Annotated in this window: 16 protein-coding genes, 1 tRNA gene and 2 pseudogenes; 11 read left to right on the plus strand and 8 right to left on the minus strand. The window is 63.1% G+C overall.

All coding sequences use genetic code 11. The features are described 5' to 3' along the window. Positions 1-12: 12 nt before the first annotated feature. Both ACMVO5_RS03890 and ACMVO5_RS03895 read right to left on the minus strand, forming a co-directional pair. Positions 13-822 (minus strand): polysaccharide biosynthesis/export family protein, encoded by an 810-nt coding sequence (locus ACMVO5_RS03890; protein WP_416908765.1) that lies wholly within the window; start codon positions 820-822, stop codon positions 13-15. A gap of 49 nt (positions 823-871) precedes the next feature. After that, on the minus strand, positions 872-2,161 hold the full coding sequence (locus ACMVO5_RS03895; protein ID WP_416908766.1) for a hypothetical protein: 1,290 nt from the start codon (positions 2,159-2,161) through the stop codon (positions 872-874). Between the two features lie 351 nt (positions 2,162-2,512). Here ACMVO5_RS03895 and ACMVO5_RS03900 point away from each other — a divergent pair, with 351 nt between their 5' ends. The 6 genes and pseudogenes from ACMVO5_RS03900 to ACMVO5_RS03925 all read left to right on the plus strand — a co-directional run. Continuing rightward, the gene (locus ACMVO5_RS03900) at positions 2,513-3,955 is read left to right on the plus strand and encodes an AAA family ATPase (RefSeq protein WP_416908767.1); all 1,443 of its coding nucleotides are present in this window, start codon (positions 2,513-2,515) and stop codon (positions 3,953-3,955) included. Between the two features lie 97 nt (positions 3,956-4,052). After that, positions 4,053-4,643, plus strand: coding sequence for a glycosyltransferase (locus ACMVO5_RS03905; protein ID WP_416908768.1), 591 nt, complete (start codon positions 4,053-4,055; stop codon positions 4,641-4,643). A 288-nt stretch (positions 4,644-4,931) separates the two neighbouring features. Beyond that, positions 4,932-6,008: a glycosyltransferase family 2 protein gene (locus tag ACMVO5_RS03910; protein ID WP_416908769.1), complete on the plus strand. Its 1,077-nt coding sequence runs from the start codon at positions 4,932-4,934 to the stop codon at positions 6,006-6,008. A 32-nt stretch (positions 6,009-6,040) separates the two neighbouring features. Beyond that, the gene (locus tag ACMVO5_RS03915; protein WP_416908770.1) at positions 6,041-7,018 is read left to right on the plus strand and encodes a hypothetical protein; all 978 of its coding nucleotides are present in this window, start codon (positions 6,041-6,043) and stop codon (positions 7,016-7,018) included. Positions 7,019-7,047: 29 nt separating this feature from the next. Next, positions 7,048-8,202, plus strand: coding sequence for a polysaccharide pyruvyl transferase family protein (locus tag ACMVO5_RS03920; RefSeq protein WP_416908771.1), 1,155 nt, complete (start codon positions 7,048-7,050; stop codon positions 8,200-8,202). Between the two features lie 104 nt (positions 8,203-8,306). After that, positions 8,307-8,621: pseudogene (locus ACMVO5_RS03925) on the plus strand (coenzyme F420 hydrogenase/dehydrogenase beta subunit N-terminal domain-containing protein); the annotation flags it as partial. On the opposite strand, the gene ACMVO5_RS03930 reads toward ACMVO5_RS03925, so the two are convergent. Beyond that, positions 8,502-8,786, minus strand: coding sequence for a hypothetical protein (locus ACMVO5_RS03930; protein WP_416908772.1), 285 nt, complete (start codon positions 8,784-8,786; stop codon positions 8,502-8,504). The pseudogene ACMVO5_RS03925 and the gene ACMVO5_RS03930 sit on opposite strands and share 120 nt — an antisense overlap. 19 nt (positions 8,787-8,805) lie before the next feature. Here ACMVO5_RS03930 and ACMVO5_RS03935 point away from each other — a divergent pair, with 19 nt between their 5' ends. From ACMVO5_RS03935 to rfbB, 5 genes and pseudogenes are all read left to right on the plus strand, one after another. Further along, positions 8,806-9,423 (plus strand): Coenzyme F420 hydrogenase/dehydrogenase, beta subunit C-terminal domain, encoded by a 618-nt coding sequence (locus ACMVO5_RS03935; protein ID WP_416908773.1) that lies wholly within the window; start codon positions 8,806-8,808, stop codon positions 9,421-9,423. Between the two features lie 11 nt (positions 9,424-9,434). Next, positions 9,435-10,317 (plus strand): annotated as a pseudogene (rfbA, locus tag ACMVO5_RS03940) (glucose-1-phosphate thymidylyltransferase RfbA). Next, the gene (rfbC, locus tag ACMVO5_RS03945) at positions 10,317-10,859 is read left to right on the plus strand and encodes a dTDP-4-dehydrorhamnose 3,5-epimerase (protein ID WP_416908774.1); all 543 of its coding nucleotides are present in this window, start codon (positions 10,317-10,319) and stop codon (positions 10,857-10,859) included. The pseudogene rfbA and the gene rfbC overlap by 1 nt, the downstream one beginning before the upstream one ends. Beyond that, positions 10,856-11,695, plus strand: a complete 840-nt coding sequence (gene rfbD / locus ACMVO5_RS03950; protein ID WP_416908775.1) for a dTDP-4-dehydrorhamnose reductase — start codon at positions 10,856-10,858, stop codon at positions 11,693-11,695. The genes rfbC and rfbD overlap by 4 nt, the downstream gene beginning before the upstream one ends. Then, positions 11,692-12,789: a dTDP-glucose 4,6-dehydratase gene (gene rfbB, locus ACMVO5_RS03955; RefSeq protein WP_416908776.1), complete on the plus strand. Its 1,098-nt coding sequence runs from the start codon at positions 11,692-11,694 to the stop codon at positions 12,787-12,789. The genes rfbD and rfbB overlap by 4 nt, the downstream gene beginning before the upstream one ends. A 28-nt stretch (positions 12,790-12,817) precedes the next feature. On the opposite strand, the gene ACMVO5_RS03960 is transcribed toward rfbB, so the two are convergent. The 5 genes from ACMVO5_RS03960 to ACMVO5_RS03980 all read right to left on the minus strand — a co-directional run bounded on the left by ACMVO5_RS03960 (position 12,818) and on the right by ACMVO5_RS03980 (position 17,453). Continuing rightward, complete coding sequence (locus tag ACMVO5_RS03960) at positions 12,818-13,288, minus strand: Dps family protein (protein ID WP_416909290.1); 471 nt, start codon at positions 13,286-13,288, stop codon at positions 12,818-12,820. Between the two features lie 132 nt (positions 13,289-13,420). Further along, positions 13,421-13,495: transfer RNA gene (locus tag ACMVO5_RS03965), tRNA-Val, on the minus strand. Between the two features lie 96 nt (positions 13,496-13,591). Further along, positions 13,592-13,867, minus strand: coding sequence for an HU family DNA-binding protein (locus ACMVO5_RS03970; RefSeq protein ID WP_416908777.1), 276 nt, complete (start codon positions 13,865-13,867; stop codon positions 13,592-13,594). A gap of 67 nt (positions 13,868-13,934) precedes the next feature. After that, positions 13,935-16,394: an endopeptidase La gene (gene lon, locus ACMVO5_RS03975; protein WP_416908778.1), complete on the minus strand. Its 2,460-nt coding sequence runs from the start codon at positions 16,392-16,394 to the stop codon at positions 13,935-13,937. Between the two features lie 150 nt (positions 16,395-16,544). Further along, on the minus strand, positions 16,545-17,453 hold the full coding sequence (locus ACMVO5_RS03980; RefSeq protein ID WP_416908779.1) for an alpha/beta fold hydrolase: 909 nt from the start codon (positions 17,451-17,453) through the stop codon (positions 16,545-16,547). Positions 17,454-17,471 lie beyond the last annotated feature (18 nt).

Genomic DNA, 17,471 nt, shown 5'->3' on the forward strand with positions numbered 1-17,471 from the left:
GAGCAGCGCACATCAGAAGAAGCGTTCCTTGACCACGATAAGGTCATCACGTTGCAGTTTCTCGGTGGTTTCGACGGATGTCTCCTGGCCGCCACGGATCAGCCCGACTTTGCCCTTCGAACCATTTGCGCCGACGCCGCCTGCCGTCACGATCGCCTGTTCGATGGTCATGCCCGGCACGATCGGATAGACGCCAGGACTGGCGATTGCACCAGAAATGTAGAATTTGTCCGAGGTCGGCACAAACAACGTATCCTCCGGCATCACCAACGGATTTTCCGAAGTGTCGCCTCGTACCAACCCCTCCACCGACAGACGCCGCTCTGTCTGGCTAGGCCGCCTGAGATAGATATAGTCAGCGCTGTCGGCGCGCGTCCAACCCGACTGCAGCAGAACCTCAAGGACATGGTAGGGCCGATCAAGCGGCAGAATCTGCGGCTTGGTGACGGCTCCCGCCACATTGACCGTCTTGCTCACATATTGCGTGATCTCGACATTGACGAGCGGTTGCCGAAGGAAATCACCGGCAACCATTTGCCGCTCAATCAGGTCGGCAAGCTGGATATTGTCGAGACCGTCAACCTTCAACTTGCCAAGAAACGGCATCACGATAGTGCCGTCCGCCTTGACCCGCGTCGTGACCCCCGCCTCTGGCTGGCCATAGATGATGATCTGCACACCATCATTTGGCCCGATGACATAGCCCCGAGACCCGCTGGCCGGCGCATTTGTCTGCGCCATGGCCGGCAGGGACAGGACCAAAAGCGCGATTGTCAGAAAAAACGAAGAAAAGACGCTGAAACCAGTCCGCAGCTGTCTCATCACTGTTTCTCCTTCAAATCCGCAAACACGAAGATTCTCCGATCACACGTCATCCAGATCGGCCAAATTGAACCCGCATGCTCAGCAGTACACTCGTATTTTCGAACGCAAAGATCTCGGGGTCGGATTCCCGTCGAAGATGCGCCACTTCCAACCCGACACTATATCGAGGCGTTGGTGAATAGTTGATCTGGCCATAATAGCGCTGGATCTTGCTTGATCGCCGCGCCTGCGGCTCGTCAGGCGAGGCAAAGCTGTCGATGAAATCGAGGTCCGAGAACCGTGCGCCCGCGCCGACCGCGATCGAGCGGGTCAGCCTGTAGTCGCCATCGACGCCCCAGTTCACGGCACGCGTCTGCAGCGCGCCGACGTTGCCACCTCCGCGAAAGGATCGATCAGCAGAAATCGAGATCGATGCGCGAGAACCCAATTGCGCCGTCAGCGTACCGTCATATCCAAGACCTCCCGCACTTGTCCTCGGCTCCGAGATCAAGCTGCCGGGTGGTCCAACAGGATCCGGCAACAGCTGCGTATCGGGCCGGGGGGTCGTGCTGAAATCACTCAGCCCCACCGACAGTTGCAGGCGCGACCCCAGCGGCCGCGAATAGCCAATCCGCAAGCTGCGAACATCAAGCTCATCCTCGAAAAAACCATCGGGCGTCAAAATCGGGCGATTGGGGTATTTGAAATTGCTGAAATTGGCGCCGAGCGAAAAGACACCCAGCCGAGAGGCATAGCTCAGCTGCGGTGAAATGGTGAGACTGTCAAAGTCAAACAATGCGCGCTGAGAACGACCATTCCGAACCGTCCGATAGACCACGTCGGTCCCGAACCCGATACCAACCGGACCGCGGCACAGGAAGCCACCACCAGCCACGAAATCCTTGATCAGGTTATCAGCAAGCTCAACAGCATCATTCTGCAACAATTGACGCTGGCCATATTGGGTTCCGACATTAAATGAGCAACGCGAGCCCAGATAAAGCCCAGCACCGCCGCCCACCTGAAACTGGGTCCGGTTGAACTGGGAATTGTCAATAAACACATCTTGTCCAAGCGAACCGCCAACATAAACCTGTTGCCTTCCGAGCAGCGTGCCAATTCCGGCCTGAACCAGCGGTGTTATACGGACTGCAGACGTGCCTGTTCCGCCGGTGCGCTGGAAATTGCTGTCAACCCGGGACACAACCGACGCGTTGAGCGTGTAACCGCGACCAATCACTTGCGGGACGGTAATGAAGCCGGACCGCGCAATCGGAGGGTCGTCGCTGGAAAAGCTGCTTTGGGCAAAGCCCGGGGTCGCAATGAACCCAAGCGCAAGCGCGAGCATGGCCGCCATGGGTGGTGTCCGGCCTTGCCCGGATGCATGCTCAGGAGTTAACCGTCTCATTACCGTCACTTTACCGGAATCCCCTGACAAAATACCGCTCAACCGTGCTGGCCTTGCCATATATAACAATCTTGAGCATAAACAGGTCCGCGCTGCTACACCCTTGCCTTCGATACCGCAACGCACGCACGCTGCAGAGGTCAGGCCGACCACCCTGTTTTTCCATGCATCCGCCGCACATGTCGATCAAATGGGGGCCGGTTCGTGCCTTCACCGGTTGCTGAACGGGCTGAGATAGGCGAAAGACGGACAGCAACAGGGCGTTCCTGACCGCCGAAAGCATGAAGGAAATGACGAACAATGAGCTGGAAACGCTGGCTCCGCTCCGAGGCTGACACCTCTGCTGACAACGAGGTCAAGACGGAGGACGCCGTCGCGGTTGATGGCGACGGCAGACGCACCGGCGACGCGCCGCTTGCCGACATCGAAACCATGGTGCCACCGCAGCTCGATCGCCCGGCCTTTCTCGATGAGCTCTGGAACCAGCCGCTCGACGCGCCCTCTCGCACCACCCTGCCCCGTTTCACCGCCAGCGCGTCTGATGATATCGAAACCAGCGGCACCAGCGAAATCGTCCGTCGCAAACTGGCGCTACGCGACACGCTCGGTGCCTCGCAGCCGGTCATCAACCGTGAAGTTTTCGCCGGCCGCCACGACGCCATGGCGCAGCTGATCACCTCCATCGAACAGAACCGCGTCCATGTCGTCATCTACGGCGAGCGCGGAATCGGCAAGACGAGCCTCGCCCATGTGTTCGCCGAGACCGCACGCGAGGCCCGCTACCTGGTGCTTTATGGCAGCTGCGGCTCGGATGCGCAGTTCAGCAGCATGTTCCGCGCCTTTCTGGCGCGCATTCCTCGGCTCTATCACGCCAGCGTCCTTCCCAATTCTCCCGAGGCTGAACAAGGCGACAATTTCGATTCGATGCTGCCCGAGGACTTTGGCCCGCGCGAACTTGCCGATGTTCTGGCCGGGGTGACAGGCACGCGCGTCCTGATCATCCTCGACGAATATGACCGGGTGGTCGATGTCGAGTTCCGCCGCGATGTCGCCGAACTGATCAAGAATCTCTCTGACCGTGCAGCGCGCGTACAGCTCGTGCTCACCGGCGTTGCCCAGAATCTCGATGAGCTGATCGGCTATGCCCCTTCGATCCGGCGCAACATCGTCGGCCTGCCGATGCGGCCGCTCACCCCCGCCGAAGTCAAGGCCTTGATCGCGCTGGGCGAAAAAGCTGCGGAACTGCGCTATTCCGACGACGCGACGAAGATGATCACCACCATGGCAGGTGGCTCGCCCTATCTTGCCCGGCTCCTTGCCCATGCTGCCGGCCTCTCCGCGCTGGATGAGGAAGCGCGTCTGGTTACGGCGGCGCATGGCCGGGCCGCGGTCGAACGCGTGCTGACTGACTGGAACGCATCGCTGCCACGACGTGTGCAGGTCAATCTGGCCCGCGAGGAAGCGCGTGCCAACTGGCCGCTGCTGATCGCCGCCGCCCGCGCCGGCAGCTCGGCCGATGGCTTCTTCAGCGCCGACGACGTGATCACCGAGCTTGGCAAGAATGCCGTCGGCGGACTGGCCAATCCGGCCTATGTCGAGCGCGAACTCAAGCAATTCTCCGGCCCGCAAGATCTGCTGGAGCGCAGCGACGTGGGTGGTGCGGTGCGCTTCCGCTTTGCCTATCCGGGCGTTTCCTCGCTGCTGCTCATCTCGGCCGCTCTCGCCCGCCTCACAAATGACTGACAGAGACGACCCGGCCCAAGGACCCCCGTCAACAGGTCCGCGTGCGCCAACAACTGAAGAAGCAACGCGAATTTCTGTCGTCATTCCCCATTTTCAGATGCCTGCGGCGCTCGACCGTTGCCTTCAGTCCGTCAAGAGCCAGGAAATCGACCACGGCTCCTTCGAGATCATCGTGGTGGACAATAACTCCGCCCGGTTTCCAGCCGACATCGCCGCGCGGCATTCAGATGTGCGCTTTCTTTCTGAGCCGAGGCCAGGGCCGGGCCTCGCACGCAACACCGGCGCAGCCGCCGCCCGCGCCTCGCGCCTCGCGTTCATCGACGCCGACTGCACGGCCGCGCCCGGATGGTTGCAAGCTGCACTGAACGCCCTCGACCATGGGCCAGCCAACACCATTGTCGGCGGCGATGTTCGCATCGGGTTTGTTGACCCCCATCACCTAACTGGCATCGAGGCCTATGAAGCCGTTTTCGCTTATCGGCAGCGCATGTATATTGAGAAAATGGGCTTTTCTGGGACCGGCAATCTCGCGATGACGACCGACATCCTGGCAAGCGTCGGGCCTTTCGGTGGCATCGAAATCGCCGAAGACAAGGATTGGGGGAACCGGGCCACCGCAAAGGGCTATCGCATTCGCTATGTCGAAGCGATGCGGATCTACCATCCCGGTCGGCACGACCTTCGCTGAACTCCAGCGAAAATGGCAGCGCCATATCGCCCATGATCTTGCGGACCGGAAGCGCGACGGCGGCTCGCTCATCCGTTGGCGCCTGTACTGCCTCGCCCTGGTTGCCTCGATACCGATCGACGCGTTGCGGCTTCTCACCAGCCCTCGCCTCGATGGCCCTTCCAGTCGATTGGCCAATAGAGCGCGCGGGATCGCGGTCCTGGCCAGATTGCGACTGTGGCGCTCGCGTGTCGGGCTGTCGGCAGCGAGCGCGCCCAGCTACGATGCGCAGGATTATTGGACCAAAGCGTGAGCGCGCGCCTTGCAGTGGTGCTGGTCAACTGGAACCGTTGGCGGGATACGATCGAGTGCCTCGAATCTCTTCTCGCGAGCTCGATTGGCCTGAAGATCATCGTCGTCGACAATGCGTCAGCAGACCAGTCGACCGAACATATCCTCGCATGGTCCCGAGGCGAAGACATCGCCAACCCGGCCAGCGAAGCCATGTCGCGCTTCAGCACGCCGCCATCGCCCAAGCCCGTTTCGGTCCAGCGGCTGGCTTCGGCCGACATTCCGTCCAATGCCAACGCGGCCGCGCAAGTCCCGAAAGATGAGAAATCGTCCGGCGACCGAGGCCAGCACGAGATCATTCTCGTCGAGAGTGATCAGAATCTGGGTTTTGCGGGCGGTAACAACCTCGGAATCCGGCTCGCCATGGCGGACCGTTCCGTGAGCTATGTCTGGCTGTTGAACAATGACACCGTGGTCGCGACTGAAACCCCCGCAAACCTGCTGGCCACGCTCGAAACGACTGAGAATGTCGGCCAATGCGGCACCGTTGTACGCTATTACCACGCACCCGACACAGTTCAGGCCCTGTGTGGCAGCCGCTTTCAACCGATCACTGGTCGCAGTTGGAGCCTCGGAGCGGGAACATCAGTTCATGACGGCTTTGACCCTGCGGACATTGCAAGCAAGTGTGATTTTGTTCTGGGTGCCAGCCTCGCAGTCAGCCGGGCGTTCATAGACCGGGTAGGCTTGATGGAGGAAAGCTATTTCCTTTATTTCGAAGAAATCGACTGGGCTATTCGTAATCAACGCCATTCTGGCGGACCTCTCACAACAGCGTTCGCTGCGAATGCAGTAGTGTGGCATAAGGAAGGAGGCACCATAGGCTCTTCAAGCAAAAAAAATGCTCGCAGCTTGCTTTCAGAATACTGGCTAACACGTTCGAGAATTTCATTCACAGTCCGATATTATAAATTTTATATTTTATTTCATATAATTATAACAATATTCTACATATCTCGTCACTTACTCCAAGGCCGTGCACCCGCAGCTGCCAACCTCACACGCGCCCTTTTCCGCCGACCATTTTCCCACTAATTCGATGGATCAAGTTTCTGAAAGGAAGCAACATGACTGCCACCAAGCTTCACCTCGTCCCTATTGCTGCGCTCGCGCTCGCCCTCGCGGCGTGCGGGGAGAAGGACGCGGCCATTCCCGATGGACAGGTTGTCGCCACGGTCGATGGCAAGGATGTCACCATCCATGAGGTCAACGCCGAAATCGGCCTGATCCGAGCCCCTGCCGACACGCCGCGCAAATTTCTTGAACAGGTCGCGCTGGCGCGGGTCATCGAGCGCAAGATGCTGGCCGCAGAGGCGCGCGGGAAGGAACTCGACAATCGCCCGCAGTTCCTTCTCTCCAAGGTCCGCGCTGAAGAAGGCCTGCTCGTTCAGGCGCTGCAAGCCGACATCCAGGGTCAGGTTCCACAAACCACCCGGGAAGCCGCGCAAAAATACATCGAGGAGAACCCGCAGGTTTTTGCCGAGCGACGAATTTTCGCGATTGACCAGATCCAGTTCCTCCGGCCGGACAATCTCGAACGCCTGCCATTGGCTGACGCCAAGACGATGGGTGAGGTCGAGCGGATCCTGGTCGACAATGAGATCGAATATCGCCGCGCCCCGCAGCAGGTCGATACGCTGACCATCAACCCCAAGCTGACCACCGAGATCCTCAAGATCACCAATTCCCCTAATCCCGAGCCGTTCATGTTCATTGACCAGCCCCAGGGAGCAATCGGCCCGGTGGTGTTCATCAACAATGTCATCGACAGCAAGCTCCAGCCGTTCATCGGCGAGCGCGCCATCACCTATGCACAGAATGTTCTGCAGCAGCAGAATGTGCAGAAGCGCCTGTCGAGCGAGCTCGAGAAGTGGAAGGAGAGCTACAAGCCGAAGATCGTCTACGCCGAAGGCTATGGCGAGCCCGACCAGTCACTGCTTGAGGCTCCGGCAACCGAGAAGGCGCCCGCCGCGGTCACGCCGTCGCCGGCTCCCGAAGCGCAGAAGATCAATCCTGATGACGCCCTCGGCGCCATTGTGAACTGAACCGGGGCTGCCGAAATTGTGTCAGGGTCATGAGGGACTTAGCAATCGGCCTGGTCTGGCACAGTGCGGCGGCAACCAATCTAGGTGTCGGTGCGCTGACGGTCGGGAATCTCACGCTCGCGCGCCGGGCCGCTGATCGCTGCGGCGTTCGTCCCCGCTTCACATTGATCGGCACGCGCGAGCCCGGCCCCAGATATGTCAGCGACCCGGATATCGAACACAGGACCATAACCGGCCGTTACATGATCCGTGGCTATCTGGCAGATATCGCGAGGCAGGACATCATCCTCGACATCAGCGCCGGAGACAGTTTTACCGACATATATCCTGACAAGCGCTTCGCTTATATGGTTGCTACCAAATTGGCAGTGCTGGCCGCTGGCAAGCCGTTGATCCTCTCGCCGCAGACCATCGGGCCATTTTCCCGCCAGCCGCACACCGCCATCGCCGCCAGCATCTGCCGCCGTGCGACCCATGTCTACGCCCGTGACGCGCTCTCCATGGACGCCCTTGCCAAGCTGGCGCCCAACGCCCGGGCCACACAGGTCATTGATGTCGCTTTCGCCATGCCCTTTACACAGGCCCCGCGGAGCGAAAGTGGCATTCATGTCGGCCTCAACATCTCCGGCCTGCTGATGAGCGGCGGCTATGCCGGCAACAATCAATACGGGCTGGGCTACGACTATCCCGAACTCACGGAACGTCTCATCATCGCGCTCAAAGCCCGGCCAGACACGCGGATCACACTCATCCCCCACGTTATCGCGCCCGATCTGCCTGTCGATGATGATCTCGCTGCTGCAAGGAAGCTGATCGCCCGCCACCCCGGCCTCGGCCTCCATGTGCCCAATAGCCCGCAGGACGCCAAGTCGTTCATCTCAGGGCTGGACTTTCTCGTGGGTGCGCGCATGCACGCCACCATCGCCGCCTTCTCAGCCGGCGTCCCCGTGCTGCCCGTCAGCTACAGCCGCAAGTTCGAGGGGCTTTACGACGCGCTCGGCTACACAGCGCTGGTCAACGCCAAGGGCCAATCGACAGACGCTGCGCTCGACACGATCATGACCGGCCTGGACAACCGACATGAGCTCAAGGCCCAGATCGATGGCGCCAAGCCAATCATCGATGCCGGCCTCGAACGATATACCGCCGGCCTCGCCGCCGCCTTTGCCGAGGCGCAGACGTGAGCCAGCTTCAGCGCTCCGCCAGCCTGACCGCTGTCGAGCGTGGGCAGCTTTGCTCAGGCTGCGGCCTTTGTGCCGCGCTGGCGCCGGGGGCAATCTCGATGACCATGGCGCCGCCGGGTTATCTCCGCCCGGTCCAGCACGCGCCGCTGTCCGGCGCGCAGGAGGCGGCCATCGCCAGCGGTTGCCCTGCCCTGCTCGTTGATCAGTGCAGCAACGCCCCGCTTGACGATCCGCTCTGGGGGCCGGCCCACAGCATTCACACCGGCCATGCCACCGACGCTCGGCTGCGCCACCATGCGTCATCGGGCGGGGCCTTGTCGGCACTGCTTGTCCATGCGCTCGAAACGGGCCTTGTCGATTTCATCGTCCAGACCGCAGCCAATCCTGAAAACCCGCTCGGCAACCAGGTCCGCCCCTCGACAAGCGCCGAAGACATCTACAATGCCGCCGGCTCTCGCTACGCGCCATCGGCACCGCTCGAGCGTCTGGAAGAATGGCTGGCCATGCCCGGCCGCTTCGCCTTTGTCGGCAAGCCTTGCGATGTGACCGCGCTGCGCACCCGCGCCCGGTTTGAATTCCCGCATCTCCGAAAAAGTGCCGCTGATGCTCGCCTTCTTCTGCGCTGGGGTGCCCGCCGAGACCGGGGCGCGCCGCATCCTCGATCATCTCGGCGTCTCGGAGGGCGAGGTCGCCGCCTTTCGCTACCGCGGCGACGGCTGGCCAGGCCGCGCCACCGCCACGCTGCGCGACGGCTCCAGCCGCGACATGAGCTATGCCGACAGCTGGGGCAGCATCCTCTCCAAACACGTCCAGTTCCGCTGCAAGATCTGCGCCGATGCCGTGGGTGCTGCTGCCGATATCGTCTGCGCCGACGCCTGGGACAGCGATGCGCGCGGCTATCCAAGCTTCGAGGAGCAGCAAGGCCGCAGCCTCATCATGGCCCGCACACCAGCCGGCCAGGCGCTTCTCGATCAAGCGCGCGCTGCCGGGCGCATTGCGACCAGCCCGTTGGCGCTGGAAGCCATCCAGCGGATGCAACCGCACCAGGCGCGCCGCAAGCAGCAGGTCTCGGCCCGCCTCGCCGCGCTGGCGCTTGCCCGCCGCCCACGCCCGGTCTACCTCGGTCTCGGCGTCAAAGCGGCGGCCCGCCGCGAACCGCTCATCGGCCGGCTGCGCAGCTTCGCCGGCCTGCTCCGCCGTCTGCTGCAAGGCCGAACCTGAAAGGCAAGCCCATGTCCAAACGCAAAGGCATCATCCTCGCCGGCGGCTCGGGCACGCGGCTCTATCCGCTAAGCCGATCGGTCTCCAAACAGCTGATGCCCGTCTACGACAAGCCGATGATCTATTATCCCCTGTCGGTGCTGATGCTTGCCGGCATCCGCGACATATTGATCATCACCACGCCGGCCGATGCAGCGGCCTTTCACGCCCTGCTGGGCGACGGCAGCGACTGGGGCCTCAATTTCCAATATTCAGTCCAGCCCGAGCCGGGCGGGCTGGCGCAAGCCTATCATATCGGCGCGGATTTTGTCGGCAATCAGCCGAGCACGCTCGATTCTGGGCGACAATATCTTCTACGGCCACGGCCTGCCCGAGCTGCTCGCGGCCGCCAATGCACGCGACAAGGGCGCCACCGTCTTCGGCTATTCGGTCGCCAACCCGCGCGCTTACGGCGTCGTCGCCTTCGACCCTGAGGGCCGCGCCACCAGCATCGAGGAAAAGCCCGAGCATCCCAAGTCCAGCTATGCCGTGACCGGCCTCTATTTCTACGACGGCGACGCCCCAAAGCTCGCTCGCGACATCAAGCCCTCGGCACGCGGCGAGCTCGAAATCACCGATCTCAACCGCCTCTATCTCGAGGCCGGGCTGCTCACGGTCGAGCTGATGGGCCGAGGTTTCGCCTGGCTTGATACCGGCACCCATGGCTCGCTGCTCGATGCCGGCCTTTATGTCCGCATCGTCGAGGAGCGGCAGGGGCTGAAAATCTGCTGCCCCGAGGAAATCGCCTGGCGACAGGGCTTCATCAGCGATGAAGACCTCGCCCGCATCGCCGAGCCGCTGAAGAAGTCCGGCTACGGCCTTTATCTGCTCGGTCAGCTTGGCGGGGGCCGCTGATGGAGGTGATCCAGACCCCTCTGCCGGGCGTCCTTCACCTCAAGCCCAAGGTGTTCGGCGATGCACGCGGCTTCTTCACCGAAAGCTGGAACGCGCAGACCTTCGCCAATGCCGGCCTCGATCTCGCCTTTGTGCAGGACAATCACAGCCGCTCCACAAAGGGCGTCCTTCGAGGCCTGCATTATCAACTGGCCAATCCGCAGGGCAAGCTGGTGCGCGTGGCGCGCGGCGCGGTGTTCGATGTCGCCGTCGACCTGCGCCGTAGCTCGCCGCATTTCGGCCGCTGGTTCGGCACTGTTCTCAGCGATGAAACGCTCGACATGCTCTATATCCCGCCCGGCTTCGGCCATGGCTTCCTGACGCTGAGCGATACGGCCGACTTTCTCTACAAGGTCACCACGCCCTATGACGCAGCCTCCGACCGCAGCCTCGCCTGGAACGACCCCGAGCTTGCCATCGACTGGCCGCTGGAGGGCGCCCCCACGCTGTCAGCCAAGGACCAGGCTGCGCCCCTGCTCACCGCAGCCGAGGTCTTTGCATGAAGATCCTCATCACCGGCAGCGGCGGCCAGCTCGGGCGCGCACTTCAGGCCAGCGCGCCCGCCCATCACCGTGTCAGCGCGCCCGATGAAGCCGATCTCGATATCACCAGCGCCACCAGCCTCGACACAGCCATGACCACGCTGCGCCCCGATGTCATCATCAACGCCGCCGCCTATACGGCCGTGGACAAGGCCGAAAGCGAGCCCGAGCGCGCACATGAGATCAACGCCGCCGCCGTCGCCCGGCTTGCAGCCCTGCCGGCGCGGCTCGTCCATGTCAGCACTGATTTCGTCTTCGATGGCACCGCCCACAGCCCCATCCCGCCCGATGCGCGTCCCAATCCGCAGAGCGTCTACGGCGCCAGCAAATATGCGGGTGAGCGCGCGGCAGCATCAAACCCGCAGGCGCTGATCGTCCGCACCGCCTGGGTCTATGCCAGCCGGGGCGCCAATTTCGTCCACACCATGCTGCGCCTGATGCGCGAACGCCCCGAGGTCCGTGTGGTAGCTGACCAGCTGGGCACCCCCACCCATGCCGACAGCCTGGCCCGGGCGCTCTGGTCGCTGATCGACGCCAACGCGCGCGGCCTTCACCATTTCACCGACGCTGGCAGTGCCAGCTGGTATGACTTCGCCGTAGCCATTCAGCAAGAAGCGCTGGCCCTTGGCCTGCTCGAAACCGCCGTTCCCGTCGTGCCCATCGGAACCGCCGATTACCCCACGCCAGCCCGGCGCCCTGCCTATGGCCTGCTCGACAAATCAGCGACATGGGCAGTCGCCGGCATCCCGCGACACTGGCGTGAGGAACTGCGCGCCTGCCTGAAAGCGATGACATGACACCCGCAAACATCCTCGTGACCGGCGGCGCCGGCTTCATCGGCGTCAATTTCGTCCGCTACCTCGAAGCGAACCGGCCGGATTGCCGGATCACCGTCCTCGACAGCCTGACCTATGCCGGCAATCCACAAAGCCTCGCCGGCACCCGCGCCGAGCTTGTCGTCGCCGATATTCGCGACCAGCAGAAGGTCGAGGCGCTGCTGCAAGACCGCGAGATCGACACGCTGGTCCATTTTGCCGCCGAAAGCCATGTCGACCGCTCGATCCATGGGCCGGCCGCCTTCATCGAAACCAACATCATCGGCACCATGAGCCTGCTGGCGGCCGCCCGCGCGGTCTGGCTTGCGGGCTCCGGCCGGCCGCACCGCTTTCACCATGTCAGCACCGATGAGGTATTCGGCACGCTGGCGCCGGGCGACCCCCCGTTCTGCGAAACCACCCCCTATGCGCCCAATAGCCCCTACGCGGCGAGCAAGGCCGGGTCCGACCATCTGGTGCGCGCCTGGCACCATACCTACGGCCTTGAAGTGACCACCTCCAACTGCTCCAACAACTATGGCCCCTACCAGTTTCCCGAAAAGCTGATCCCGCTCTTCCTGCTCAATGCCCTGCACGGCAAGCCTCTGCCCATCTATGGCGACGGCCAGCAGGTCCGCGACTGGCTTCATGTCGAGGATCATTGCCGCGGCATCGAAGCGGTCCTCTCGCAAGGCACGGTCGGCGAGATCTATTGCATCGGCGGCGGTGCCGAACTCGCTAATCTGACTGTCATCGACACGCTCTGCGCTGCCATCGACGCCGCCTTTGCCTCAGACCCCGGACTTGCCACCCGCTTTCCTGATGCCCCGGCCGCGCACGGCCGTCCAAGCGCCACGCTCAAGACCCATGTGCAGGACCGCCCCGGCCATGATCGGCGCTATGCCATTGATTGCACTCGCGCCCGCTCCGAGCTGGGCTATGCAGCGCAACGCGACTTCGCACAGGGCTTCGCCGAAACACTCGCCTGGTATCTCGAAAACGAACCATGGTGGCGCGCCGTCATGGACGGCAGCTACCGCGACTGGGGGGAAAGAAACTATCGGGACCGCAGCTGAACGGCGGTCCCGATCGCCGAGTGGCGTGTCAGGCCGGCAAGTTCGCCCGCAGCATCCACGCCGTCTTTTCGTGCAGCTGCATCCGCTGCGTCAGCAGGTCCGCCGTCGGCTCGTCACCAGCGTCTGCGGCCAGCGGGAAGATCTTCCGCGCCGTGCGCACCACGGCCAACTGGTCCTCGGCCAGGATCCGCACCATCTCCTCGGCCGGCGGCAGGCCCTCGGCCTCCTTGATCGTCGAGAGCCTGGCAAAGGCGGAATAGCTGCCCGGCGCCGGCTCGGCGAGCGCACGAATGCGCTCCGCCAGCGTGTCCACCGCCAGAGCCAGCTCAGTATATTGCGCTTCGAACATGGCGTGCAGCGAGTTGAACTGTGGACCAGTTACGTTCCAGTGAAAATTGTGCGTCTTGAGATAAAGCGTATAAGTATCAGCAAGCAGGACAGCCAACCCGTCGGCAATTTCCTTGCGCTGCTTATCGCCCATCCCCAAATCTACGCCCATATCAGCGCTGGTCTTTGTCTTTGTCTTGGCCATATCAAGCCTCCTTTTGTTACGAAACTCAATATAGGCTATCCACAGCCATCGTCCAACCGGAAAGCGTTCTCGCGCTAATCAACAATTTCAATAAGGTTGTGGTGGGCGCGACAGGGTTTGAACCTGTGACCCCTGCCGTGTGAAGGCAGTGCTCTACCGCTGAGCTACGCGCCCCCGCCAGCCACGCATCGCGCTGCGCCGGGAGCGCGCTGATTAGGCGAGCCCCGGCCCCAAGTAAAGCCCTTCAAGCAATGCCCCGCAGCGAGCCCCCTATCGGTTGCAGGCCAGCTTCAGCGTTCGTCCAACCCGGAACTTTGGCGTGCGGCAGGCAGGCAAATCAATCGGCGCGCCGGTGCGCGGGTTGCGCCCGGTCGAAGGCTTGCGCTCGGCCACCACGAAATTGCCGAAACCCATCAGCCGAACCTCCTCGCCACGTGCCAGCGCCTCGGTGACATGGCCCAGAAAGGCATCGATCAACTCAGCCGCCGTCTCCCGCGACACCCCCACCTCCAGGGCAACGACCCCGGCAAGATCCTGCTTGTTCATGCATCCCCCGATCACGAAAGAATCAGGTTTGCACAAACAAGCGGCCCTGCCTAGGGGGCCCGCGCCGCTAGTGGCGCACCGCCGGCCCCGGCCCGCCTACGGCCGGCTGCGCTGCCAGTTCATCAGCTTCGGTCCATTCGATCGGGGCCAGCGGCGCCGCCAGCGCGACAGCAAGCACCTCATCGACATGCCCCACGGCAATGATGGTTAGGCCTTCGGTGACATTGGCGGGGATCTCGGCCAGATCCTTCTCATTCTCGGCCGGGATCAACACGGTGGTAATGCCTCCGCGAAGTGCGGCCAGCAGCTTTTCCTTCAGCCCGCCAATTGGCAGCACGCGGCCGCGCAGCGTCACTTCGCCGGTCATGGCCACATCGCGCCGCACCGGCACACCGACCAGCGTCGAGACGATCGCCGTCACCATGGCAATGCCGGCCGAAGGCCCATCCTTCGGCGTCGCGCCTTCGGGCACATGGACGTGGATGTCCTTCTTCTCGAACACGCTCGGCTTGATGCCATAATGGGTCGCGCGAGCGCGCACATAGCTGAGCGCCGCCGAAATCGATTCGGTCATCACATCGCCCAGCTTGCCGGTCGTCTTGACAACGCCCTTGCCCGGCACGGTCACCGCCTCGATGGTCAGCAGCTCGCCGCCCACCTCGGTCCACGCCAGCCCGGTCACGGCGCCGATCTGGTCCTCGCTCTCGCTCACGCCGAAGCGATACTTCCTGACGCCGGCAAACTCGCCCAGATTGTCGCTGTCCACGACAACGCTGGTCGCCTTGCCTTCCAGGATCCGCCGCAGGCTCTTGCGCGCCAGCTTGGCCAACTCACGCTCCAGCGTGCGCACGCCCGCTTCCCGCGTGTAATAGCGGATAAGGTCGCGAAGGGCAGCATCTGTGACGCTGAACTCTTCGGGCTTCAGCCCATGCGCCTCATATTGCTTGGACAGAAGGTGCCGCTTGGCAATCTCGACCTTCTCATCCTCCGTATAGCCCGAGAGCTGGATGATCTCCATCCGGTCAAGCAGCGCTTGCGGCATGTTGAGGCTGTTGGCCGTCGTCACGAACATCACGTCCGAAAGGTCATAATCGACCTCCAGATAATGGTCATTGAACGCCTTGTTCTGTTCCGGATCGAGCACCTCAAGCAAGGCGGACGCCGGATCACCCCGGAAATCCTGCCCCAGCTTGTCGATTTCATCGAGCAGGAACAGCGGGTTGGACGAACCAGCCTTTTTCAGATTCTGGATGATCTTGCCCGGCATCGAGCCGATATAGGTGCGCCGGTGGCCCCTGATCTCGGCCTCGTCGCGCACCCCGCCCAGCGACTGGCGAATGAATTTCCGCCCCGTCGCCTTGGCGATCGAGCGCCCGAGCGAGGTCTTGCCCACGCCCGGCGGCCCGGCAAGGCACAGGATCGGCCCTTTCAGCTTGGCCGTGCGCGCCTGCACGGCCAGATATTCGATGATCCGGTCCTTGACCTTCTCCAGCCCATAGTGATCGGCATCGAGCACGGCCTGTGCCGCCACGATATCGCGTTTCACCTTGCTCTTCTTGCCCCAGGGCAGGCCCAGCATGACATCCAGATAATTGCGCACGACGGTCGCCTCGGCAGACTGCGGCGCCATCGCCTTGAACTTCTTCAGCTCGGCCTGCGCCTTCTCGCGCGCCTCCTTCGACAGCCGGGTGGAAGCAATCTTCTCCTCCAGCTCGGCCGCCTCGTCCTTGTCCTCATCGCCGTCGCCCAGCTCGCGCTGGATCGCCTTCATCTGCTCGTTGAGATAATATTCGCGCTGGGTCTTCTCCATCTGCCGCTTCACCCGGCTGCGGATCTTCTTCTCGACCTGAAGCACGCCCATCTCGCCTTCCATATGGGCATAGACGGCCTCAAGCCGCTTCATCACATGCGTCTCGGCCAGCAGCGCCTGCTTATCGGCAATCTTGAGGCCCAGATTGGCGGCCACCGTGTCGGCAAAGCGGCCGGCATCGTCGATCTGGCCGATCTGCGAGGCGATCTCGGGTGCCGTCTTGCGGTTCAGCTTGACGAAGCTCTCGAACTGCTTCGCCGCTGAGCGCAGCAGCGCCTCGACCTCGGTCGGCGCGCCTGGCACATCGGGCCGCGCCTCAACCTCGGCCAGCAGATAGCCGTCGCCGGTCTCCGTCTCACCGCCGTCGGCATCGGGAGCTGCCGTCTCAAGCGCCTTCAAGGAGGCCCGCGCCTGGCCCTCGACAAGCACCTTGACCGTCCCGTCGGGCAGCTTCAGCAGCTGCAAGACGGTCGCCACCGTGCCAACATCGTAAAGGTCATCAATCGCGGGATCTTCCACCGCCGGATCGCGCTGGCTGAGCAGGAAGACCTGCTTGTCAGCCGCCATCGCCGCCTCCAGCGCCGCCACAGACTTTTCCCGGCCAACGAACAGCGGCACGATCATCTGGGGAAACACCACGATGTCGCGCAGCGGCAGCACCGGCAGCTTCGCCGGTCCGCTCGGGCTGGTCTCGTTGGTCACTGGTTCATCGCTCATCTCAAAACTCCTATCCGGCGCATGCAGCGCCACTTGCCCCGAGATATGGGCACATCATCCCCCCACATCAACGGCACCGCGACAAAAGCAGCGAATCCCTAGCTATCATGCCCGCGCCAGCGAAAAGCGCCAGCCCGCACGCAACCCCTCTCAGCGACGGACCATCGCGACAAAGTCGCTCACTGCTGCTGACCCCTGCGCGCTCTCGCTGGCCGTCGCATGGCCACCCGCCACCGTCACCATCGACACCGGCACCCGCGCCCGCACCAACACGCGGGCGAAATCCTGCACCAGCGCTGTTGTGGCGATGCGGTCACCCTCGGCGCCGAGAAGCAACACGGGAACGGACGCGCGCTTGAGATTGCGCCGCCAGTCCGCCGGCTTCAGCTCGTCCTCCAGGCGCAGCTTGACAAAGGGCTTGAGCAAACCGGGCAACATCTCCTCGCCCAGCCGGCCCATCGCGGGGGCTGCGGTCTCGATGATCACCGCGTCGACCTGCTCCTCCGGCCGTTCGCCGCCCGCCAGCGCCACCGCGCGCGCCGCGCCCAGCGAAAAGCCATGGGCAATCAGCGGCCCCTCCACCAGCCCGGCCGCGCGCAGCGCCGCCACAAGCCGCGGCCCATCGCGCTCCAGTGTTTTCACACTCGGCCAGACCGCAGCACCGTCCTCATCCGGCCGCTCGAAAATCAGCAGGTCCGCCCCGCTCGCCGCTGCCAGCGCCGACACGCGCGCCACCGGCGCCTGCCCGGCAAACCAGCCCAGCCCGCCGCTCAAGAGGATCGTCGCCGCCGCATCGGTGCGGTCGATCTGCACGATGCGCATGGTCCCCAGCCGCGCCTTGCCGGCCTTGCCCACGCGCAGCTGCCAGACCTTCAGCACAGCCCCATTTTCCAGCACCGTCCCCTCGGGCGGCACATCGGCGAGCATCGCCGGCAGCGCCGCCATCGATGGCATGCCGTCCTTGCCCATCGTCGGCGGCGCCGGCATCAACAGCGCCTCATCGACCTTCACCGTGCAGCCCGCCAGCCAGACCGCCGCCACAACCAACAATGCCCGCATCGGCTGCTCCCTTTTCGC

The organism is Polymorphobacter sp., from assembly GCF_048007885.1.
Lineage (GTDB): Bacteria > Pseudomonadota > Alphaproteobacteria > Sphingomonadales > Sphingomonadaceae > Sandarakinorhabdus.